Annotated in this window: 23 protein-coding genes; 5 read left to right on the top strand and 18 right to left on the bottom strand. The window is 44.1% G+C overall.

What is annotated here, in order from left to right; translation table 11 throughout:
• Positions 1–56: 56 nt before the first annotated feature.
• On the top strand, positions 57–1,157 hold the full coding sequence (locus tag FAM09_RS30010; RefSeq protein ID WP_136580871.1) for a DUF2279 domain-containing protein: 1,101 nt from the start codon (positions 57–59) through the stop codon (positions 1,155–1,157).
• Between the two features lie 120 nt (positions 1,158–1,277).
• Here the strand turns inward: FAM09_RS30010 and FAM09_RS30005 are convergent, their stop codons facing one another.
• A complete protein-coding gene (locus FAM09_RS30005; RefSeq protein ID WP_136580870.1) occupies positions 1,278–1,775 on the bottom strand; it encodes a phosphoribosyltransferase family protein in 498 nt (165 codons plus the stop codon).
• A 163-nt stretch (positions 1,776–1,938) separates the two neighbouring features.
• Between FAM09_RS30005 and FAM09_RS30000 the strand changes: the two genes are divergently transcribed.
• Positions 1,939–3,264: a (Fe-S)-binding protein gene (locus tag FAM09_RS30000; RefSeq protein WP_136580869.1), complete on the top strand. Its 1,326-nt coding sequence runs from the start codon at positions 1,939–1,941 to the stop codon at positions 3,262–3,264.
• A 125-nt stretch (positions 3,265–3,389) separates the two neighbouring features.
• On the opposite strand, the gene FAM09_RS29995 is transcribed toward FAM09_RS30000, so the two are convergent.
• From FAM09_RS29995 to FAM09_RS29965, 7 genes are all read right to left on the bottom strand, one after another.
• Positions 3,390–4,244 (bottom strand): hypothetical protein, encoded by an 855-nt coding sequence (locus FAM09_RS29995; protein ID WP_136580868.1) that lies wholly within the window; start codon positions 4,242–4,244, stop codon positions 3,390–3,392.
• Between the two features lie 326 nt (positions 4,245–4,570).
• Positions 4,571–5,194 (bottom strand): LysE family translocator, encoded by a 624-nt coding sequence (locus FAM09_RS29990; protein ID WP_136580867.1) that lies wholly within the window; start codon positions 5,192–5,194, stop codon positions 4,571–4,573.
• Positions 5,195–5,354: 160 nt separating this feature from the next.
• On the bottom strand, positions 5,355–6,419 hold the full coding sequence (locus FAM09_RS29985) for a D-alanine--D-alanine ligase (RefSeq protein WP_136580866.1): 1,065 nt from the start codon (positions 6,417–6,419) through the stop codon (positions 5,355–5,357).
• Positions 6,412–7,146 carry an NRDE family protein gene (locus FAM09_RS29980; RefSeq protein ID WP_136580865.1) on the bottom strand — a complete coding sequence of 245 codons (735 nt, stop codon included), beginning with the start codon at positions 7,144–7,146 and terminating at the stop codon, positions 6,412–6,414. The genes FAM09_RS29985 and FAM09_RS29980 overlap by 8 nt, the downstream gene beginning before the upstream one ends.
• Positions 7,134–7,634, bottom strand: a complete 501-nt coding sequence (locus tag FAM09_RS29975; RefSeq protein ID WP_136580864.1) for a DinB family protein — start codon at positions 7,632–7,634, stop codon at positions 7,134–7,136. Before FAM09_RS29975 ends, FAM09_RS29980 begins: the two co-directional genes overlap by 13 nt.
• Before the next feature lie 76 nt (positions 7,635–7,710).
• Positions 7,711–8,250, bottom strand: a complete 540-nt coding sequence (locus FAM09_RS29970) for a YceI family protein (RefSeq protein ID WP_136580863.1) — start codon at positions 8,248–8,250, stop codon at positions 7,711–7,713.
• Between the two features lie 212 nt (positions 8,251–8,462).
• A complete protein-coding gene (locus FAM09_RS29965) occupies positions 8,463–8,852 on the bottom strand; it encodes a DoxX family protein (protein ID WP_136580862.1) in 390 nt (129 codons plus the stop codon).
• 13 nt (positions 8,853–8,865) lie between these two features.
• On the opposite strand from FAM09_RS29965, the gene FAM09_RS30850 reads away from it, so the two are divergent.
• Positions 8,866–9,027: a hypothetical protein gene (locus tag FAM09_RS30850; RefSeq protein WP_153825486.1), complete on the top strand. Its 162-nt coding sequence runs from the start codon at positions 8,866–8,868 to the stop codon at positions 9,025–9,027.
• Here FAM09_RS30850 and FAM09_RS29960 read toward each other — a convergent pair.
• From FAM09_RS29960 to FAM09_RS29915, 9 genes are all read right to left on the bottom strand, one after another.
• Positions 9,014–9,481: a YHS domain-containing (seleno)protein gene (locus tag FAM09_RS29960; protein ID WP_136580861.1), complete on the bottom strand. Its 468-nt coding sequence runs from the start codon at positions 9,479–9,481 to the stop codon at positions 9,014–9,016. The two genes, FAM09_RS30850 and FAM09_RS29960, sit on opposite strands and share 14 nt — an antisense overlap.
• 164 nt (positions 9,482–9,645) lie before the next feature.
• Positions 9,646–10,344: a Crp/Fnr family transcriptional regulator gene (locus FAM09_RS29955; RefSeq protein ID WP_136580860.1), complete on the bottom strand. Its 699-nt coding sequence runs from the start codon at positions 10,342–10,344 to the stop codon at positions 9,646–9,648.
• Positions 10,345–10,596: 252 nt separating this feature from the next.
• Positions 10,597–13,092, bottom strand: a complete 2,496-nt coding sequence (locus FAM09_RS31340; protein ID WP_243751812.1) for an SBBP repeat-containing protein — start codon at positions 13,090–13,092, stop codon at positions 10,597–10,599.
• A gap of 448 nt (positions 13,093–13,540) precedes the next feature.
• A complete protein-coding gene (locus FAM09_RS29940) occupies positions 13,541–14,617 on the bottom strand; it encodes a fatty acid desaturase family protein (RefSeq protein WP_136580859.1) in 1,077 nt (358 codons plus the stop codon).
• Between the two features lie 53 nt (positions 14,618–14,670).
• Positions 14,671–14,886, bottom strand: coding sequence for a hypothetical protein (locus FAM09_RS29935; protein WP_136580858.1), 216 nt, complete (start codon positions 14,884–14,886; stop codon positions 14,671–14,673).
• 295 nt (positions 14,887–15,181) lie between these two features.
• A complete protein-coding gene (locus FAM09_RS29930) occupies positions 15,182–15,565 on the bottom strand; it encodes a DUF3037 domain-containing protein (protein ID WP_136580857.1) in 384 nt (127 codons plus the stop codon).
• The gene (locus FAM09_RS29925; RefSeq protein WP_136580856.1) at positions 15,543–16,337 is read right to left on the bottom strand and encodes a HipA family kinase; all 795 of its coding nucleotides are present in this window, start codon (positions 16,335–16,337) and stop codon (positions 15,543–15,545) included. Before FAM09_RS29925 ends, FAM09_RS29930 begins: the two co-directional genes overlap by 23 nt.
• A gap of 646 nt (positions 16,338–16,983) precedes the next feature.
• Positions 16,984–17,385, bottom strand: coding sequence for a hypothetical protein (locus FAM09_RS29920; protein WP_136580855.1), 402 nt, complete (start codon positions 17,383–17,385; stop codon positions 16,984–16,986).
• A 568-nt stretch (positions 17,386–17,953) separates the two neighbouring features.
• Positions 17,954–18,508 carry a hypothetical protein gene (locus FAM09_RS29915; protein ID WP_136580854.1) on the bottom strand — a complete coding sequence of 185 codons (555 nt, stop codon included), beginning with the start codon at positions 18,506–18,508 and terminating at the stop codon, positions 17,954–17,956.
• 756 nt (positions 18,509–19,264) lie between these two features.
• On the opposite strand from FAM09_RS29915, the gene FAM09_RS29910 reads away from it, so the two are divergent.
• Complete coding sequence (locus tag FAM09_RS29910) at positions 19,265–20,089, top strand: hypothetical protein (RefSeq protein WP_136580853.1); 825 nt, start codon at positions 19,265–19,267, stop codon at positions 20,087–20,089.
• A gap of 269 nt (positions 20,090–20,358) precedes the next feature.
• Here FAM09_RS29910 and FAM09_RS29905 read toward each other — a convergent pair whose 3' ends face one another.
• Positions 20,359–21,711 carry an alpha-L-fucosidase gene (locus FAM09_RS29905; protein ID WP_136580852.1) on the bottom strand — a complete coding sequence of 451 codons (1,353 nt, stop codon included), beginning with the start codon at positions 21,709–21,711 and terminating at the stop codon, positions 20,359–20,361.
• A gap of 268 nt (positions 21,712–21,979) precedes the next feature.
• Between FAM09_RS29905 and FAM09_RS29900 the strand changes: the two genes are divergently transcribed.
• Positions 21,980–23,014, top strand: a complete 1,035-nt coding sequence (locus tag FAM09_RS29900; protein WP_136580851.1) for an LLM class flavin-dependent oxidoreductase — start codon at positions 21,980–21,982, stop codon at positions 23,012–23,014.
• Positions 23,015–23,312 lie beyond the last annotated feature (298 nt).

Here is a 23,312-nt window from a genome sequence, read left to right as displayed (position 1 = left end):
TGACAATTGGTTTATTGGCGGAACCGTACTTTTGCGGTCAAACATAAATAGATATAGTGACAGATCTCATTCAAAAAATATACCTCCCTTCTTTTAAAATAACGATCATTTTCCTGGGGCTTATTTTTATTTGTATTAATATGAATGCTCAGCCGGCAATCGGCAGTCGGCAATCGGCAATCGACAAACGTGAAATCAGTTCCCGGCTGCCAGTTCCCGGTTACCAGGACCTTAATGTCAGCATGCCTGCCAACGATCAAGCAGTCATAAATTTGAGCCAAGGCACCCGGCAACCGGTAACCCATAACCAGTTCCTTAATAAACGCCTTTGGCTCGTAGCCGGCGGGCATGTTGCCCTGTGGACGGCCTCCTACATCGCTTTAAACAAAGCCTGGTATGCAGATTATCCTAAAAGCGATTTCCATTTTTTTAATGATAATGGCGAATGGAACCAGATGGATAAAGCCGGCCACACCTGGACTACTTACCAGGTTAGCCGCATCTCAGCCGGTTTATGGCAATGGGCGGGCCTGAGCGACCGGAAAAGCGCCTGGCTGGGTGGCATTAGCGGATTGGCCTATCAAAGCATTATTGAAATTCAGGATGGCTTTAGCAGTGAATGGGGCTTTAGCTGGGGCGATATGGCGGCCAATGCTCTTGGCGCCGCCTCGTTTGTGGCCCAGCAATTAACCTGGAAAGAACAACGACTTCAAATTAAACTCAGCTACTGGCCGTATGACTACAATTCGCCGGAATTGGTAGCCCGCCGTAACCAGCTTTTTGGCAAAAGTTTGCCCGAACGCCTGCTGAAAGATTACAATTCGCAAACCTATTGGCTGAGCGCCAATGTGCATGCCTTTTTTCCCAATTCAAAATGGCCGGCCTGGTTGAATATGGCCGTAGGTTATAACAGCAACGGTATGCTGGGCGGGTTTGAAAACAGATGGACCGATAAACAGGGCAATACGTTTTACCGGTACGATATTCCCCGGGAGCGCCATTTTTTACTGTCGCCCGATATTGATCTCACCCGCATTAAAACCAATAAGAAATGGTTACGCACCCTATTGTCGGTAGCTAATATGGTGAAGGTTCCGGCGCCGGCGGTCGCACTAAATTCCAAAGGAAAGTTGAAGATGTATGCTTTGTATTATTAAAACCAGTTATTAAGTTATTGAGTTTATAAGTTATTTAGTTGGACTCAGAACTCAAGAACTCAGAACTGAATAACTCAATAACTAAACCGGAAATTATCCTATATCCTCTCCGGTAACATGTTACTCTAAATAAGCCCCCGTAACCACATCCCCATCCACTTCCACAAAAATATGTTCCTGCAGCGTGGTAGCTACAGAAAGCCCTACATAATCGGTATTAACGGGGTACACTTTATGGGTACGTTCTACCAGCGCCAGCGTCTGGATCTTTTTAGGCAGGTACGCCAGGAACGGTTTTATGGCAAACAACATGGTTCTGCCACTGTTGGCCACATCATCAATTACAATGATCACTTTATCGGTAAAATCCGTTTCTCCGCTCAGCCTGATGTCGTGAGGCGATTTTTTATCAAGGGAAATATCGATATTCCAAATGGTAATATTGCTGTTTATAGACCGTAATAATTTCTCCATATTACGGGCAATGGCGCTGCCATTTTCGCGAATGCCGGCCAGGATGATATGCTGTTCGTCGAGATTGTTCTCTATGATCTCATAAGCTATCCGTTGCAATTTCCGGGCTACCGTTTCCTTATCGAGTATATAATTACGCGCCATGAATTTTTTGGGGTCAAAGCTAAAGAAAGTTCTTAATAAATAGCTGCAAGCTTCACGCTTCAAGCCGCAAGCAAATACATTTTGCCTTTTGCATTTTGCTTGTGGCTTACAGCTTGCGGCTTGGAGCTGTATTCCATTAGCAAATTAACCTTATCTTAGCTCTATGTCATATATACCTCAGATACTATTTATCATCATTTCGGCTGCAGCCATTTGGTTTTTTAGTAAAAAGATAATGACTATACGCCGTAATATTCTGCTCGGTAAAGATGCTGCTTTCGACGATCGTAAGGGCGAACGCTGGAAGAATGTATTGTTGCTCGCGTTCGGGCAAAAAAAGATGTTCCGCAATCCCATGGTGGCCATCCTGCACTTTTTTATCTATGCCGGTTTCGTGATCATTAATATTGAAGTACTGGAAATTGTTATCGATGGCATCTTCGGCACGCATCGCCTGTTTGCAACATTTGCCGGTGCAGTATATCCCTACCTGATCAACGCTTTTGAATTTCTGGCCGTAACCGTTCTACTGGCCTGTGTTGTTTTCCTGATCAGAAGAAACGTTGTAAAAGTAAAACGCCTGGCCAGTCCCGACCTGAATGGTTGGCCGCGCAGCGACGCCAATTATATTCTCATTACGGAGATCGTGCTGATGAGCCTTTTTCTCACCATGAACGCGGCCGATACCATTTTACAGGCGCGTGGCCATGGCCATTATGGTGAGAATGTCACTGGAAATTTTCTATTCTCTTCCCTCCTGCATCCATTGCTGGGCGGGTTAAGCGATAGCGCCCTGGCAGGCATTGAACGCACCTGCTGGTGGCTGCACATCGTGGGCATCTTTGCTTTCCTGAATTACCTCCCCTGGTCAAAACACCTGCATATATTACTGGCATTTCCCAATGCTTATTATACACGGCTGCAACCGATGGGCAAAATGAATAACATGCCAGCTATTCAAAACGAAGTGTTGTATGCCATGCAGCCTGAAATGGCCCCGGCCAATGCAACGCCGCCCTCTACATTTGGCGCCAAAGAGGCAACAGACTTAAGCTGGCGCAATTTGCTCGACGCCTATTCCTGTACCGAATGCGGAAGATGCAGTGCCGCTTGTCCGGCCACTATTACGGGTAAGAAGTTATCGCCTCGCAAGATCATGATGGCTACCCGCGACCGGATGGAAGACATCGGTAAGAATATCGATCAGAACGGAGATTTTAAAGCGGACGGTAAAACCCTGCTGCACGATTATATTACAGTAGAAGAATTGCGCGCCTGCACTACCTGTAACAGTTGCGTACAGGAATGCCCGGTTAGCATCAGTCCGCTGGAAATTATACTTGAACTGCGCCGCTCCCTGATCATGGAAGAAAGCAATGCACCGCAGGAATGGAACGCCATGTTCAGTAATGTGGAGAATAACTTTGCGCCCTGGAAGTTTAGTCCCGATGATAGAGACAAGTGGGTTTCTGAAATGGCTAGTAGCTAGTAGTAAGTGGCTAGTGGGAAGACAGCTTCCCGCTATACACCTACACACCTAATAAAAAAACGCGCTACGCAAATAAAGTTGCATAGCGCGTTTTTATATTACATTGCCAGGTATGGTTCAAATAATTAGTACAACAGTATATCAAACGTAGCTCCACCAATCGTTACAGTAGCTTTATTATCGCAACCACTGCTACCGTAGTCTAATGAACGGGTCAAACGGCCGGCAGGCGTTACATCTACTTTACCACTTTCGAACCAGTAACAACTCATTTTACGAACCAGCGCCTGGGTAATATTGATCGTATACGCTTCACCTGAAGCAATAGTGCCACTGGCATTACCGGTAATTGAATACGTATCATCCAGGATGTTCAACGGGGTACTGGAACCGGCAAGCCATTCGCGTTGACGGGTAGATACCCAGGTAATGGTGCCGCCGTTATTGGCTTTTACAATAGAACCATCCACTTCAATTTTATACACGAGGTTATTAGATGCATTCAGACCCATGTTGGTAGTCTTATGCGTTCCTTTGATCTGGTTGTCGTTTACGAAATAGTTATCGAAGGTGATGTTCACTACAGTACCCTGATCGCGGTATTTACCGGTCCAGGTAGCCATTATCTTACCACGGCGGTTTCTGCCATCCAGGCACAGGCAGTTGCTGGTGCCGAAATTAATGACAATAGTACGGTTGGTGCTGGTGGTATCAATAGTTACAGAACCGCAATTACCCATAATATTTTCTATTCTTGCTGTATTGTCATTGGTGGCTTGTCTGAATGAAAAGCTGGTGCCTGCATTGGCCGATGCGTCTACCATGGTATTTACATCGTTGTAATTCGATTCAGCCAGGGAGTTATCCTGTGCAGGTACGGTATCGCTGTCTGCTTTTGAATCTTTTTTACAGGCTATAAATGAAAATGTGATCAGGCACAGGGCCGTAAAAGCCAGGAAAATGGATTGTTTTTTTTGCATGGGGTTTGATTTATGATCCGGTCTCAGACCGGAAACAGGGTATGAGGTTTAAAACGCATAACAGTTTTTTTTGGTGTGTTGGTTATTAGAAAAATGATCGTCAGATGTAAACAATTGATTGTTAATATAATGAAAGTTTTGATATTCTAGGGGAAGAAAGGCAACGAGGAAAACCAATAGGGTGCCTTAGCAAAGGCGGGGCAGTCGGTAATCGTGAAATGGGCTAGTAGCTAGTAGCTAGTAGTGAATGGCTAGTGGGCGCTTTTTCTGAATTTCCTACTCGCTCCTTGCCACTCGCTACTCGCTGTTGTTGTTTTCATTCCCACTTACTTTCTTCTAACTATCTTCCAACTCATAATAACAGCAGTAACCGCAAACACCCCCCCAATGATCCAACTGATGAGGTCGTGATGCGCATTCAGGCGGTTTACGATCAATTGTCCGCCGAAAATAAATATGGCGTTGCCCACGAATGTTCCCAGGCCAATGCCAGCTATATACGTGTTATAATGATCGTAGCGCGGTAACAGCACCTTTTTGGTGAACAAAGCAGTGCTCCAGCCAAACCAGAAAGGGATCTGGGCCGGGTTAATGGCGCTCATGGCCACCCCCAGCCAAAAGCGGTGTATGGTGTGGGAAAGAATAACGTTCTTTTGCGCATGTGGGCTTGCCGCTGCTATAAAATTCGACACTGCCAGTGCTGCAATGATCAGCACGGTGAACCATTCGAGCCAGCGAAATAATCTTTGTTGTTTCTGCACCCAGTCCATCGCCACCAGGGATATGCGCACATAGATGATCTCTACCAGTAAAGCGCCAATCGAGAAATACAGGGCCGGACGAATGCCATCACTAACGGAGATCTGCATGGCCGCCATATTCAGGGTTCCCAGCGGCAAAGTACCGAGGAAGCTGATGCACATTCCTGTAATGAAGATCTTTAGATACAAAACTTCCTAATGTTGTGGTTTGTAAATAATATGGCTAGTGGCTAGTAGTAAATGGCTAGCAGGGCTTTTATTCAAACCTCATAATTAATCGCTTCACTTTATTTTAAAATCTTACCTATTATTTTCTTCCTACTAGCCACTAGCTACTTCCTACTAGCCCTCATTCCGTCATTGCTGCTAATTTCTTCGACCACTCCTTATCTTCCCTGAACATGGCAACGCCTTCCCGAAAGCTAAGGTACCGATGTCCTACCTTCTTATTCATGCGACTGATGCGGAGGAGGATGATCCAGTGGCGAACGATCTCTTTCCAGGCAAAAAATAAAGAGTGGCGCGGATCGTAAATATGGGTGGGTTCCGCCCCTGCCCCATTCACTTCAATGATGGAAAAATTTCTCCCTTCTTTCAATGCCTCCCAGGTATCGTACCGGATATCGAGCCGGCCAAAATAAAAATCAGGGATCTCTTTACAGATCTTATCAATAACATGGGTCAATGCTTCATCGGCCAGATGGCTTACATCGAGGAATTTTGACCCCCGGGCATGATTCCCAAACGGCGACACGATCATTCTCTCACCTTCAGGTAAAACGAAGTTCAGCTTATCGCCATGGATCTTTTTCAGGCTCGCCAGGTACATGATGGCCCGTTTATCCTGTTGCAATAAATGAAGGATGGTGTGCCTGTCATCTCCGGTCACCGATAAAAACTCTTTGCCCACAATGCCGGTGATCATTCCATTCTCCTGGTTGGGATAACGCACATAAAAAATACCGACTTCGTTTTTCCAGGGAACAAATTCCTGGATGTGAAAGTCAAGGTATGCATGGCGTACATAATCGATCACATCCTGTTCATCGCGCAATACTTTTACGCCGCGGCCCCGCCCACCGATATTGGGTTTGCCAATAAGCGGAAACTGCAAGCCGGCCCGCTCCAGGTCGCGCAATACCATTTCGCCATTGGCGGGTATGGAAAAGAAAGCGGTAGCCGGATGATATTGGGGTGGAATAATGCTGATGATGTCTTTTTTGCTTTCGCATAAAAAACCGCCATTCCTGATGGAAGGATTGGAAGCGGCAAAGAAAAAGAACGACCGGGCCCGCAGGCATAACAGGAACCATACCGGGTAAAGGCACAGGTATACACTGTTAAAGCTCCAGTATTCCCAGTGAAATAATTTTATAAAAAACCGTCGGTGCAGGATTCGTTGTATGCTATTCATTATGGCCTGCCATTGATTTTTCGACTACTAAATTTTGTGTGAAAGCAGTGTTGTTTTTGAGATCAAGGTAGCGCATTTGCGTCACATCACCGGTAAGGGCCAGTAAAGTAACGCTTACGGTAAATACCTGTCCGTTGCGGTTCATGCGCAGGTCGTTGTGGGTATCGCCGTCGCCTGTAAATTGATGAAAATGCAGAATATCGTCGGGTGAAAGTTGTTTATGTTCCTGCAGCCATGTAGTAAACCAGCTTTTTCTTTTTTCAACCACTTCTTCATCGTACAAGGTAGCCGACGACCAGATGTGCGGCTGTGATACTGAAAGTAAAGCTGTATACTTTTGTCGTCCGTCCCAGCGGCATTCACACAATTGACCATTATTCCATAGCACGGCAGTGAACGGCTCTATTTGTACTAACGACATATTTTTAAAAGCTATAACCGGGTCCGGCGTATCCAGCAGATCAAGCAGTATCAATCCCCGGCTTCTGCGGTAAGGCGGTTGTGGTATATGCCTGATAAAAGCCCCGTTCAAAAACACGATCGCGTTGCCGTTTTCGTGAGCAGCGATCCAGGTACCACCGGCATCGCCATCTTTCGGGAACAACAGGCGGCCCGAAGTAAATGGATATACAGCAGGTGGCAACGCATTGGAACGCCAATGCTTTTCATCGCGGTTGGATGTAAGATATATTTTATCCGCTACGCGGATAAAGGTTACTGTGCACATTGTTTACGGTACTTAACGGTAGACGATGCTACGCCAAAATCATCAGGTAATTGAATGGTGGAAATTTCAGTAATGCCTACACGTATTAAGGCCATGTGGTGGATCGTGTGCTCGAGGTTATAAGCTACCTCGCGGTAATAATTTGTTTCTATGGCAATTGATTCAGCAACGTGTTCATCGTAACAGGCTTCCAGCGTGAGCGTTTTATTGGGCTTGCTCAACCCCTGGTGAATTTCCAGCAACAAGCGACTCGCCAGCTCTTTATCGGTTTCTATTAATGTGTCGCGCTTACGTCTTTCATAATTTACCGTACCTGATTCATATCCGTTCTCGAGGCATTGAAACAGCTCAATGATGTGTCGCACATGCTGGCCGATCGTATTATTGAACAGCGTTTGACACGACTGGCTGTATTGCGGTGGCGATAACTGGCTGAGCGAACCAGCCAATTGTACAAATATTGTATTTACAGCTTGTTGTAATTGCATTGGTCGGTTTTGTTCCTAAAAATAATTATTTTTCTATTAAGAATTTCCGTTTCAAAACTTCATCGTATATCAAAACTTATACTTTCTTTGCTACTACCTTTAACAACACCGTTAGATTATCACTCACTGTACTACCACCCCCCACTTTAAAATCGCGGCGATTCAACTTAAACGACCCATTGAATAAATAACCATCTTTGATAGTTTCCCATGTAAAAGGAAACGAAATATCCTTTGTTATTCCTCTCATGGTAAGCTTACCGGAAACAAATAATGTTCCGTTCTTTTTAGTGCCTGTGATTTTTACAGATACGAACCTGATCTTTGGATAGTTTTTAACATCAAAATAATCCTCGCTGCGCAGGTGTTTATCGCGTAATTCTACCCCCGTATTTACCGTGCTGGCATCTATATGTACATCAAAACTGCAGCCATCCGGATTATCGGGGTTGAACGTGATAGTGCCCGCCAGGCCGCTAAAGGAGCCGGTTGTGTTGAATCCGAGGTTCTTTATTTTGAATGTGACCTGCGATGCGCTGTCAAGGGGCGTAATTGATTGGGCGGATAAGTTTAGGAAAAGGAACAGGGCCAGAAAAGATGCCAGTACAAACTTCATATAAAATACCTTTTAATGTAATGTAGTCCCTGTTACACAAATCATTTGTTAAAGTTATTAACAAAAAGCGTAGAAAATATTGCTCACCTGGTTGCCAATTACCGGTTACCAGTTACCGGTTTTCGGTTCGCACCCCGCCCCCTCAGTTTCACAGGTTGCAGGCTTCCAGGCAATATCAATGTATTGGCTTACGGTTTAAGGCCTTCCACTGTTCAACTTATTAACTTTCTCAACATTGGGATCTGTTGGTAGTACTTAACTAAGAGGACCAAACAACACACAAAAGTGATCAGGGCATAAATAAACAGTACCGCATCTCCATCGAAAACGATGCCTATTTTGGTGAGGTGAAAGAAAAGGGCGCCGCTCATCAGGCCCAGGCCCAACGCTGCCCCCCAACCCGTAGTTCTGGGATACAGGATCAATATCGAAGCGATCAATTCCAGTACACCGGTGCCGATGCGCCCCCAGGGTTCCATGCCCAATTGTGTGAACAGGGCCACCGATTGCTCGTGCCCGGTGAATTTAAAATAAAGGGTTTGCAACATGATTATGGCGGCTAATAACCGTAATGCCCAGATGAATATTGTGTTCGCTTTCATATAAATGTATGTTTTGAGAGTTCTCAATTCATGTTACCTGTTGCCGGTTACCTGTAGCCAGGCCCTGGATGTCGATCACGCTACCTATAGTCACAGCGCCGGTTTTTTACCCGGTAACAGGAACCCGGTAACCGGTAACAGCTACATTTTTAGCTCAATGTCTATTGCTTACTGATTTTCGTCCAATTGTCATCAGCTTTACTTCTTAACCCCGCTTCCTCCTTATTCCAGTCGGTAAGGGTATTGTTGAACAACTTATTATAGAACAGGTACAATTTGCCATTGGTGATCTTGAATGTTGATGGATTAATGGATACTTTCTCGCCCTTGCTGCCCATGGCATAGGCGCACCAGCCCCCATACTGCGGTTCGTACAGCGCCGGGTTCTTTTTAAACTCATCTTTATTGGCGGCAGATGAAAAATAATAGGTGGCGCCCTGATAAAATACGGCAAGGTCTTTACTGCCTTTCTCCGCCTTGTTTTGCTTAAAATAAGCTACGGGGTCATAGCCCTGAATGGCAACACGGTCGTGCAGGTTAAAATGTTTAACGCGCAGGGCTGTTTCCTGGGCATGGCTACTGCTCACCTGTATCAACAGCAAAGCGATAGCAGTTATCAAGTGCTTCATAACATTTATTTTTATATTTCTGATTTTGGGATCCAGGGATTTTGTGATTTCTCTAAATTCAGGTCTCTTTCGAGTTCTTCAAATCCCGAAATCTCAAAATCTCAAAATCCAGAAATCTTAATTACAGCCCAAAACTACATGGCAGGATACGGTAAGTCTGTCGGCTAAGCGACATTGTTGTGGTTTTGTATTTTTTTAACATCGGGAAAACAGATCTCATTGCGATCGTACTGCAGAAGGCCGTCGGCTTCCAGTTCATTGATAAGTGTGGTAACGGTTTGCCGGCTCGATCCTATAAGGTTGGCAATGTCTTCATGCGTAAGATAATTGGGAATGCAGATGGTATTGGATGCGGGATCGAGATGCTTTTGGGCCATCTGCCACAAAAAGTTGATAAGGCGGGTCTTTACATCTTTGTTCAGCAGGTTGAGCAGCCGGTTTTCGATATGCCTGAGCTTGGCGCCTACCTGTTTGCTGTACTTTAATGCCAGGGCTGGCTTTTTTTGCAGCAGTTTTTGAAAATCATCGATTGAAAAGGCGCAAAGGCTAACCCCGCTTTTATAAGCCTGGGCAAACTCGCCATTCATACTATTTTTTTCGAGGGTAATTTGTCCGAACAGCTCGCCTTTCTGAATGATCTCTTTGATAACTTCCCGGCCGCTTTCATCAATGTAACCAATACGCAAATAGCCTTCTTTTACGAAGTACAGTTTGTTGTGATGAAATGCTTCAAAGTAAATATAGTCGCCTTTTCGGGCTTCAATAAAATTGTGCACTATATTCAGCTCATCGTACTCTTCATCGGTTAAATTAGACCATAGATCGTAATTGCGTATCAATAGCCATTTGTCATCGGCAGCCATGCCGTAAATTACACAATTTGATAATAGCAACTGGCTATTGGGGAATTCTGTAATAAGTTACAGGTTTCAAGTTACAGGTTTCTGGGCGCCATAATTTGTATTCCCCCTGTAACCAGAAACCTGCAACAGGTTTGTGGCAACTGTATTCCATTATCAAATTATCACAACCTGTCCCCACTTTAGTCGGGATTAGCTAATTATTTTTATAATCTTCCCCATCACATTCTGCCTCCCCCATACGAAATGCTTAGCTTATTTTATTACGCTTATCTTCCCGGTTTGAACCCAAATTTTCTTTGCTGTTTTTACCCTGATACGGTAATAATATAAGCCATTCTGAAGTGAAGCTACGTCAAGATCCGTGCTGTGGAAGCCCGCCTGTTTACCAGCATCCACAAGCGTTGTAACTTCCCTGCCCAGCATGTCAAATACTTTTATAGAAACCCGGCCGTAAGCAGGTAATTCATAAAATATTTTAGTTGTTACAGATGCCGGGTTAGGCGCATTAGATACCCGCAGCTTTTCAGGCGGCATGGCCGAACGTTCAGAAAATTCACGTCTTGCGTCAATAGTTGTTTGGGTAGCATCAGTTGGGCATGGGCCAAAAATATCTCCATGATCCAAATGGGTTTTTACCCCATTCTGGCTTATACAAATTTCTTTTCCTTTATGACAAACAAGGGCTTTATCGCCTTGGGGGCCACAACCTTCGCAAAGCTGGGTAACCTGAATGGTATAAGCCCCGCTGTTGTCAATGACAACCCCATCGCTTACCCCGAAACGGAGAATGGACGAACCAGCGGGTGCTGGCACAAGTGTATTCATGTTTATAATGAAAGTATAGGTATTGTCAGTTCTAAAGGACGGTACAAATGGCGGCTTTACCCCGGCCCCCGCATCAATATCATAAACGATGTGCCTGTAAGCGGTGTTGGGATTCACGGGCGCTGCAAAAACAGATGGGCCAATGGTAGTGACCAGTTGAAAGAAATTGGGCTCATGGGTAGGGTTTTCCGGAATATCGAAGTAAAACGCATCATTTAAAGATGCGCCAGCCGACTGGCCGGTTCCGGAAACCTTTAGCAAAACCAAACCCGAATATTGATTGTTGGTAACAACACCGGCCGTGGTAGTAAAGGGAGCTACTACAATTTCGGAAGGTTGGCAGGCGATGTAACTGACTCCGCCAATGACAAAACTTTGTGTCGAATAGCAAGGAGGGGGTTCGGCACATGCGCCAAGCTGGTCATCGTGACCAAGATGGTCTGAAAGTTTGGACTTTTTGATACACTGGGTTTCCTTGCCCTGATGGCAGATCAGGATTTTATCACCGTTCTTACCGCAGACGGGCAAAGGTTGGGAATACTTGATAGTAGCATAATCAAACCCTGACCCAATACCGGTGCTTGATCCTGTTATATATACATTGCCTAGCCCGTCAACGGCCATGGGGTGTGAAGAAGGAGTAAAAAAACTTATAGATTCCCCATCCTCACCATTGCCGGGACCATTATATCTTGCCACCCATTGCTCAACGCCTGCTGTATCGTATTTAATAGTAGCTAGGTCATAAGCTTCATTCCCCGGGCCACCGAATAAACCTCTGCTTCTTCCCGTCACATACACATTACCTTCGGCATCCAGAGCCAGGAAGACTGCCTGGTCATCACCGTCAGCAGGGCCATTATACCTTCTTACCCAAACCTCTTGTCCCTTTGCATTGTACCTTATGGTGGCATAGTCAAAATTTCGTTCATCTGGTTCAGCAGCGCTTCTTCCGGTAACATATACATTTTGTAAAGCGTCTACAGCTATGGATAGCGGTTCGTCAATGGAATTGCCAGGGTCATATGTTGCCACCCACAGGTCATTCCCGCTAGCATCATACTTAACGGTAGTATATTCATTGTCATGTTCTCCCAAAGCATTGCTTCCTGTCACATATACATTTCCCGACTTATCTACCGCTATTGCCCACGGGTTAGCACCAAAATTTCCCTGCCTTTTTACCCAAAGTTCTTTTCCTTTTTTATTATACTTGATGGTAGTAAAATCAAGATCGTCCTCATCAGGATCCACTCCAGCAGAACTTGATCCTGTTATATACACATTGCCTGCCTCATCCAGGACTAAAGCAATGGCAAGATCTTGATTGCCCGGTCCGTCATACCTTGCCACCCACTGCTCAACTCCATTTTTATTATACTTGATGGTGGCATAATCGGCAAAAGTTCCGTCGCCAGTACTTTCACCCGTTACATACACATTCCCTTTATCATCTACTTCAATTGATTTCGCCCAGTCAAACCCATTACCCAGACCATTGTATCGCTTCACCCATTTTTTAACTCCGGCAGAATTATATTTTATGGTGGCGTAATCAAAATCAGTTCCATTTCCAGTACTCCGTCCTGTTACATATACATTTCCCTTGCTATCCACGGCTATAGAGTAAGCTGCATCCTCACTGTTACCCGGACCATTATACCGGGCTTCCCATTTTTTTACACCAGCATCATCATACTTGATGGTACTATAATCCAATCCGGTTCCCGTGCCGGTACTTGCTCCTGTTATATAGACATTGCCTTTCTTGTCAACAGTAAGAGATTTCGAATGATCAGCATTGTTACCCGGGCCTTTGTGCCGGGCCACCCACTCCTGTGTAAATTGGGAAAAGCCAGCAATGGGAAGAAGAAAAAATGTTGAAAGAAGCCAGAACTTCATGAATAGTAGCATGATTCTCATACCAGAAGTTTTAAGATTTAATAATAATGGATATTATTATCATGGGGCTAGGTTATACATTCCCTTTTTTCACCGGGAATGGCCTGGTAACAGAGACAGTTGTGTAAAAACGCAGACACTTTCAAGGGAGGGAAGGAAGGCGTTATTGGAATAATTTATGCGTAAGCGCTATTGGAATGGATATGAATTAATGCAGGTGATTATTTAATGGGAATCAAAACTTTTACAAAGGACGGTTATTTGGCGGGGATATTCTATGAGCGCGGTCAGGGAATACAGCCGAAAGAAAACAGGAAAAGGCAAGGCAACAAGGCATAAAGGCAACGAGGCATAAAGTAAAACGCAATATGTATTGCTTGCAGCGCGAAGCTTGCAGCAGTATTTTGTATTCGCTTTTGGCTGTAGACTTTAAGCGTTGGGCTAATAGTTTAGTGGCAGGTAATTACTTTTATGCAGGTTTTTTTCCTAATTCACGGATCATTCTATAATGCGAGGCAATCGCCTGCTGCATGGTAGGAAATTCGTTATAGGTGATATTAAACTGGCGGCAGGTTTGTTTTACGATGCGGTTAATGGCCGGATAATGCACATGGCTGATGCGGGGGAACAGGTGGTGTTCAACCTGGTAGTTCAATCCGCCTACAAACCAGGAAATGAATTTATTGCGGGGGGCAAAATTGGCGGTGGTCTTTACCTGGTGTATAGCCCACTCATTTTCAATTTTCATTGGCTCCACCTGATCGGCGTGCACAAATTCGGTATGTTCAACCACATGCGCCAGTTGAAAAACCACAGCCAGGGTTAAACCCAGGGTCAGGTTCAGGGCAATAAAACCAAACATCCAGGGCATCCAGCCCAATTGAAAGATCGGGAACACAACAAAAAAAGCTACATATAGTCCTTTACTCATCCAAAAGATCACATGTTCCTTAAAATCCATCTTCGTCATGGGTGTTGTATGCACTTTCTGGTTGAAATATTTGGTAAAATCCATTACAAAGAACCAGGCCAGTGAAGTAAAGGCATATAAAACAAATCCATATATATGCTGGTAGCGATGTGGCGGAAACCATTTTTGGGTTGAGCATTGACGCATGAGCGGGCTCAGGGCAATGTCATCATCTACCCCGTCGATATTGGTGTAGGTATGGTGAACGATATTATGTTTGAATTTCCAGATATATGTGTTGCCGCCCATTAAATTTGAGCTAAGGGCCATCACATTGTTCACCCAGCCGCGGCTTGAGTAACTGCCATGACAGGCATCGTGCATTACATTAAACCCGATACTGGCCAGCACAAAACCCAGCATGCAGCAAAGCAGAATGGCCAAAAAGGCAGGTATCGGTAAAAAAAGCAATAATGTGTAAATAATGATCGCCGCAGGCGCCAGGATGGCCGTTTTGGAGTACAGGTTCCAGTTGCCGGTTTTCTTCAACTGCTGTGCAGCAAAATACTGGTCAACGGATGATTTTAATGTATTGAAAAAGCTCTTGTCTTTATTATTAAAGGTTACTTTAGGCATAATAATCCGAAAAATTGTTTTTGTATCGACTTTAACTACTAAATAAAATGCTGCTACTGAGAGAGCCCTTTATTGCTGGTGGGGGAAGATACGTCTGATTTCAGCGACGCAAAGGTAAAGAAAGAAATGTTAATGCCACCCCATTTATTAAATGATTTCAATTTGATAATTGTCATCGAAATGCAGGCGGTCAACGCCGGTAAATAACATGCAGGGAAGGTTGCTTTCTGGGTGGTATGGCAATTATCAAATCTAAGCGCGAAATTCATGCGAAATTGGTTTTAACAGCATAGAATTATATCATACCTGTTGAGCAAACTCTATGCCATGAAGGATATTGGAATAAATGACAAATCTCAAACCAAAAGAACCAAAAAAATCTCAAAACACAAAAATCAAATTTCAAATGACAAGAACCAGGACCTAAATAATAAATTACAAATCTTAAATGCCAAATAACAAGATCCAATCTTAAGGCCCGCTTATAGGTAAGTTTGGTGCTTGGAATTTGTATTTTGGTGTTTCTTTCTTTGGTTCTTGGAAATTGTATTTTGAAATTTTGTCTTACAGTACCAACTGATCATGCAAACGGGCAAGCGCCTCCTGCGGATCTTTACAGAAGCCCGGATGCACGCGCGACGTTTGTAAAATGGTACTGCGTTGTGCGGTTAGCCAACGAAAACGCGAAGGCATATCCAGTTGTGCAATAGGGCCGCCATCTTTTGCGCCTTTGCAGATCTTTTCAAACGCCTGCAGGTAGGCTTGTATTTCGGCGATATCCGCTTTTTCATCCAATGACCTGATCCTCGATTCATTGACCGTGTGTTTTGTTTGTAAAAACTTTTGTGCTTTACAATACAATATGATGCCCACATTGCAAAACTCTTCCCGTTCTACCTTGGGCACTATACGAATAACAGCGTACTCAAATAAGTATTTTTCCTGCATGTTGGGCTTCTTTTACAAATAAGTGCGACGATGCAATTCGTGTTATTAAAAATTCGGAGTACACTTTGCGACGTTCTGCAACGGATGCTTCTTCCAGATCCGTTGCCAGCCATTCTTCCGGCACCAGGTCAACAATAGCGCGTATACGTTGTTCAGTCAATATCGCTTTGAATTCGGCATCCACTTCATTAAGTTGTGTTGCCTGCGGCAATAACACATGATCTTTTATTTGCGCAAAGGGTTTTTGCGCCTGTTCTTTCCAGTTCTTCCAGGAATGATGAAAGTATAAAGTAGCGCCATGATCTATCAGCCAAAGTTCTTTATGCCAGATGAGCATATTGGTGTTGCGCGGTGTGCGGTCAACATTCATCAGTAAACAATCGAGCCACACAATTTGCGAAGCCAGTCGTGCATCGAGCGTTGTTACAACAGGATCATAAGTAATGGAGCCCGACAAATAATGCAGCGCCAGGTTCAACCCAACACTTGCTTTTAATAAGTCCTGTATTTCTTCATCGGGTTCTGTACGGCCAAAGGCGGTATCCAGATTGGCAAATACAATTTCGGGCATTTTCAATCCAAGCGCCCGAGCTATTTCACCACCAATAAGTTCGGCAATGAGCGCTTTTACCCCCTGCCCTGCTCCCCGGAATTTCAACACATACATAAAGCCATCATCTGCCTCTGCAATTGCGGGCAATGAACCACCTTCGCGCAACGGCGTTACGTAACGCGTAACGTTCACTGTTCTTAATTCTAAACTTTCAGACATAAAAAATGGCGCTAAAAGTAGCTTAAAATCGTGAATCGGCAATCGGTAATCGGGAAATGGAAATTTCACTAATCGGGCGGGCTTTGAATCAGCGCGGCGGAGGGGTTGCAAAAAAATCCCCCTGGTTAAACCGGGGGGCGCTCGTGTATAAAATTGATTTTTCCAGAAAACGTTTCATCGTTTTTTGTAGGTACTCCATTCTTCAAAGAATTCGTTCTCATTATATTGATCTTTAAAATACATTTGAAGGGTACTATCGGTTAAATTGGTAATAGATAATGTAACATTACCATTGACCACAATCTTTTTATCATTATCGATCAATTGATAGGTAGCTGTGTCTCTCTGGGGGCTGAATTAGCCGTTTTTTTAAAGTTAATCGGGAAGGTCACCTGCTGTGCGTAACGCCTAGGGAAAAGTCGAAAAAAAAGCGAAGTGTGCGGACTGATAATGCAGGATTAAAGTATGTTTTCATGGATATAAGGTTTTCTTAATATAGCGTATATACATTAAGTATATATCTGGCGCGAAAGTAAATAAAATATCCACGGTTACAAAAAGAGCTACGTTTTATCCATCGCCATAAATTGAAAAAAGGCCGTTCCGATAATTCGGGACGGCCTCTTGCCATGTATGAAAAATGAAATTATTTTTTGAAGTGATCCCATTCTTCGTAGTAATCACCATCTGCATTTTTTACTTTTTTGAAATATACCAGCAGATCAGTACCGGTAAAGGAATTGATGATCAGGGTATCATTATCGATCATAACAGTACGCGCATCGAGCATTTTGTAATGCAGGGTATCGGTACTTAAGGGGGAAGAAGAAATAACCCTGCCATCGCCTTTGAATTCTATATGCAACCCACCGCCATTAAGTGTAGATGAATCTTTATGATCTGCGCCATTATAATGTTCATTCCAGTTGGCGCTTACTAAAGTCATTTTTCCCAATAATTTTTCCGGCGTCGATGAGGTTGCATCTTTTTTACAAGAGAATGCAAGAACAAACAAAGCCATCATGGATACGATCGTGCACCTTTTCATTTGGTCGGTTTTATATTTCACTTATTGAATTTTTGTGTTACGCGCTGCTATTTTTCATATGAACGATAACGCCGCATTACATTCAGCGAAACAGTAATGGCAGGTTTACTTATTGGCAATCGCAATAGCACCCTTTTGTGTTTGGTAATTTCCCTGTATGTTCTGAAGAATTAAATGGTCCAATGCCGTTTGTAAAACACAGAAAGCTTAGTGACCAGCATGGTAATGAAGTGATTAGGTACGTTTTTCATAAGTTTCAGATATTAGATATAAAACAACTATGTTAAACCAGCAGCTAAAGTATAAAAATATTTGGGGACTTGCAAGAGGGGGAAGAAGAAGGGCAGCAAGCTGCGAAAAATTTAGGCTTCAAGATGAAACTTGCAACCTGGGGTTGTATTACATGAAATTGTATTCGCGTGCAGCTGAATTTTACTTTAGGCTGTAAAAGGATTTATATTGATCAGATTGCCTGGAATTAAAAAACCCGATGTTACAAGACAGGCTCATAACATCGGGCTTTGTATTCGTTTATAACTTGCAGCTTGAAGCCTGCGGCTGTATTCAACTATTTCTCACTTAAGCTAACCGCTACTGAAACGCGTGTTTCATCCATAAACAAATTCAGTGCAGTTGGTTTAGCGCCGGCAGGAACTTTATATGTCCAGGTTTCTTCTTCTGAAGTTGCTTCCGGTTGCGCCTCCAAATATCCTGAACCTGAATCATGGGTGATATTGGTGCCATTATCTAATTGTAAACGGGAATTAGGATAATCGACATGTAAATAACTGCCGTCGCCGATCTTGCCTCTATTGGTCAGCGTAAGCGTAAACGTGATTTCAATGCCATTGTCTTTACCATCGGCATCTGATAATACGATTGCTGTAGCGCCTTTTACTTTTACCAGGGCTTCTTTCTTTTTGCCTAAAATAGCAGAATCTGGCGTAATGGTCACTTTGTATTCTTTAGGCTGATTGGCTCCTGCAGGCTTTTGCTCTTCACCGCCGGCAGTTGTTTGTGTAGCATTGTTTGTTTCATTGTTCTCTTCTTTTTTGCCATCGCTTTTACAAGCAGAGAATACCAATACAGTCGCCATGAAACCCAGGGTAATAATTCTTTTCATAAAAAATTTTGAGGTTTAAATAATCCAATAGAAAAAGCATGCAAATAAAATGTATTTAATATGAAAGCGGGATTAACTGTTCAAAATACCTACTTACCTTAGTAGTTATTGCCAGGTGAATCGCTTTATATTACATACGCGTTATATGTATGGCCTTCGATTGTTTTGTTACACCTGGGTTTATTAAGAAACAAAATTTTTTTAAAGCCTGATGGCTGCGGGAAGTCAGGGTTACTAAAAAGGTATATCTTTAATGACCGTTCTTATAGGCTCAAGTAGGGCAATAACCGTTTTTTGCAATTTTAATTGGCTCCTGCCCTTTTCTCTACAAATCATCTACCTGTTTATTATTGTTTTTACCCCGGCTTTGGACCTTGGTCGTATCTGGGTTATACCTGGGTAACCAATGTCCCGTATATATTCCGTACATATCTCGTATTTGTCTCGTATATAAGCCGTTCCTTTAAAAGAAACGAAACATCATCGAAATACCTGCGAAACAGGTACTACATAAGTACGATATAATGGTTAACCAAATACGATGCAGGTATAGCCCAGGTTAGAACAAGGGATAAACAACAGGTTAGAAAATAGTAAACTGGAAGTAAAATGTGTGATCTGGCCGGGGTAGCTTATTGTGAAGATTTATGGGGGCCTATGTGTAAAATATAGATAACCCGTACGTAACCGCGAAGATACATATTTTTCGTAACTTACATGTGTTATTTTTGTAATACACCATTAAACCTGCCATTTATGGGAAAGCTAAAGCCAATCCTCAACTTTACCGGTTCTGTAGCCGGATTATCTGTTTATACAATGAGAGGGTCCGATCAACCCATTATTCGCCGGAAAGGCGGTCCCACCAGGAAACAGATCAAAACAAAAGACTCGTTCGCTACTACCCGCAAAAACAATATGGAATTTGGCGGAAGGGCCAAAATAACCGCTCAGGTGATGGACGTGCTTCGCCCGTTGAAATACCTTGGGGATTACAATATCGCCGGCCCGCTGAATTCGCTATTTATACCGATACAGGAACTGGATACCAAACACGAAAAAGGCCATCGCGATGTTCAACTGACCAAAGATCCCAGGGTGCTGGAAGGATTTAACCTCAACCGCCGCACCCCGTTTGAAAGCATCGTGCTTAACCCGCCTGAGTACACGCTTTCAAAAAAAACATTGAAAGGCGCCATCACATTTCCTGAATTGACGCCTGACAGAAACTTTATAGTGCCCGGCAATTTTCAATGGTACAGGTTCATCGTTGTATTAGGTATAGTGGAAGATATGTTCTGTGATCCTGGTAGCCGCTGGGACGATTATCACGCCAAACATGGCAATCCGCTATGGCTTGCCATTAGCAGGGAAACAGATTGGCTGGAAGTATACCCCGGCTCCCCGTCAACCACTTTCAATATTGAAATGAAAATATCACGGAAGGATTATTTAAAGCAGCTTAGTCTTAACTGCCACAGCCTGATGCTCGGCGTTGGCATTTCCTTCGGCACAATGCAAAAAGGCAAGATCACCATGGCCAAGTATATTGGTGGCGCTAAAGTTTTGGGAATGGCGTAGGGGAATGGTGAATAGTGAATTCGCCCAAAGCCAAGGCTTCGGCGAACAAGTCGGCAGTCAGCAATCGGCAAGTTCAGTTACCGGTTGCCGGTTACCGGTCGCCAGGCCCTTAAAGCAGGACGTCTGCCAATAATTAGATGCCATTGATTTGAGTCCCGTAACTGGAACCTGGAAACCGGTAACTATAAACTATAAACTGCAAACTATAAACTATAAACTATAAACTGCAAACTATAAACTGTAAACTGCAAACTATAAACTGCAAACCATTAACTAACCTCCACCACCACAATAGTATCAGGCCCTTCTATGGTAATACCTTCCGTCGAAATAACTATACCGGTTTTTTGTTTGGTGAATTTTACAGGCGTGTTGCCGCCCAGCAATCTTACCTGCTTTATTTTTATTTTGGCATCGGGCAGTAAAATAGTATTGCCCTCCGGGGCTTTGAATAAATGGAGATAGATGAGTTTTCCTTTCTGCGTGGTTACACCCCACGACTGCGGCTTAAGCGGTCCGCCCCGGGTGCCATAAATGCTTTCCCCGTATTGTTGCAACCACTTCCCTGCCCCGGCCAGCGTATCGGTAAATTCTGATTGTATCAGTCCGGTTGGCATGGGCCCTACATTCAGTAAAAGATTGGCATCGCGGCCTGCCGCGCCCACCAGCAATTGCACTACCTGATTCACTGATTTATACTTTCTATCGGTAATGTTATAGCCCCAGGCGCCGTTGATAGTTTCGCAGGTCTCGAGCGGCATGGCATCAGACGGCTTTTGAAAGCTCAGTCCCGATTTATTTTCACCTGGCAGGTCTCGTTCAAACATCTGGAAATCTTCTCCTGCAAGGGGTGATAAATGATGGTTATTGCCTATCATGCATTGCGGCTGCAATTTATGTATGAGCTCGTAGATCTCGTTGTACTTCCAATCGATGCGTGAAGAACGGTCGGCATGTCCTTCCTCATTGGTCTGGTCCCAATGCCCATCGAACCAGATACACAGGATGTCGCCATAATTCGTCAGCAGTTCGGTAAGCTGGTTCTTCATGAACTGCAGGTAAGAAGCGTAATCGCCTTTGCCGGTTCTGCCCGTACCCTGACCGGTTCGACCGGTTTCCCAGGGATAATCCGTGCGGTACCAGTCGAGCAGGGAATAATAGAGTCCCAGCTTCATTCCCTGCTTACGGCATTCTTCTGACAACAGTTTCAGCACATCTTTACCATATGGCGTGTTGGTTATTTTCCAGTCGGAATATTTGGTATCCCAGTTCGAAAACCCATCGTGGTGGCGGGTAATGAACACGATGTATTTCATTCCGGCATTTTTAGCCGTTGCCACCCATTGCGCCGCATTAAAGTCAGCCGGGTTAAAAGCGTGCAGCAGGCGGGTATAATCAACCACTTTAATATTCCGGTTATGCATCACCCATTCGCCATCGGCCAGCATACTCGATAATCCCCAGTGAATGAACATCCCGTATTTATCTTCCTGGAACTGGCGCCGCGACTGCAGGTTCTGCGCAGTGGGCTTGTAATTACCGGTGTCGGGAGCGGTTGTTTGCGCAAACAGGCTGGCAATAGCCATAAAAATGGCAACAATGGTTGTAGTGGCTTTTTTCATTTGTAACGTTATTGTGCTATGAAAATAAGGGAAAAGCTGTAAGCTGCAAGGGAAAAAGCTGTAAGCTGTAATGTAAGCCAAAAGCTTCTTTGTATGCATAGAGCTCTCTGCTTAAAACCTGAACTTTATTTTTAATTGTAACTTGCAGCGCTGTATTGCTTTCGACATTCGGCTTTGGGCTTTCGACTTTAGGGTTTCGGCTTAAAGCGTGAAGGCTCTGTATTCGCTTATAGCTTGTAGCTTACAGCTATGCATTTAATAATAAATTATGGAAATAGGCATAAGTACTTTTGTTGAACTCACTCCTGATCCGGCAACAGGTAAAACCATCTCGCAGCACCAACGCATGCGCGACCTGATGGAAGAAGTAGAACTCATGGACCAGGTAGGCCTGGATGTATTTGCGGTAGGCGAACACCACCGGCCCGATTTTATAGCTTCCTCCCCTGCTGTTATCCTGGCTGCAGCAGCCGCCAAAACAAAAAACATCAAACTCTCCAGTGCGGTAACCGTTCTTAGCTCCGACGACCCCGTGCGGGTGTTTCAGGATTTTGCTACAGTTGACCTGTTGAGCGATGGCCGCGCAGAGATCATGGCCGGACGGGGTTCTTTTATTGAATCGTTCCCGCTGTTTGGCTATAACCTGAATGATTACGATGCCTTGTTTGCCGAAAAGCTCGACCTGCTGGTGCAATTGAATAAAAGCGAAAAAGTAAGCTGGAAAGGAAAGCACCGGGCTTCTATCGATAACCTGGGCGTATATCCCAGACCTTACCATCCCGAATTACCTATATGGGTAGCCGTGGGCGGAACTCCGCAATCGGTGATGCGGGCCGCATCATATGGCTTGCCGCTGGCCATGGCCATTATTGGCGGCAGCCCCGAAAACTTTGTGCAGTTGGCGCAGTTGTATAGAAATACATATAAGAAAGCCGGGCACGATGAACAAAAGCTGCAAATAAGCGTGCACTCACATGGTTATATAGCCGATACATCACAACAGGCAGCGGATGAGTTCTTCCCTTCTTACCAGCACGTGATGACGCAACTGGGCAAAGAACGCGGCTGGCAACCCATGACGCGGCAACAGTTTGAAGCCATGCGTACCAAACGCGGCGCGCTGCTGGTGGGCAGTCCGCAGGAAGTCACAGAAAAAATATTGTATGAACAGGAACTGTTTGGCCTGACCCGCTTCTTATTGCACGTGAGCGTAGGCACCATGCCGCACAGTAAAGTAATGCGCGCTATTGAATTGTTGGGAACTAAGGTTGCTCCGGCAGTAAGAAAGGCGCTTGGCCATTAAGAGTTTATTGTTTATGGTTTATGGTTTATTGTTTGTTGTTTATGGTTTGTTGTTTATGGTTTGTTGTTTATGGTTTGTTGTTAAAAAGGCAATGTTTACGACGTATAGCTGTATTTGCTTCGGCTTGCAGCTTCCCCCATGGTACATGATTTGAATCAGTAGTTCAAATGATAACCTTGACCTGGGTTATTATTCCTTTGAATGTATTCCAATCTGAATACAATAAATTATATTTGAATTATCAGATAAATGTTTGGGGATAGTTGTGGTATAGTACGCAAATCATTAACTGTTAAAA

It is taken from the genome of Niastella caeni, from assembly GCF_004834005.1.
Classification (GTDB): Bacteria; Bacteroidota; Bacteroidia; order Chitinophagales; family Chitinophagaceae; genus Niastella; species Niastella caeni.
This window is presented reverse-complemented; position numbering and strand designations above follow the sequence as displayed.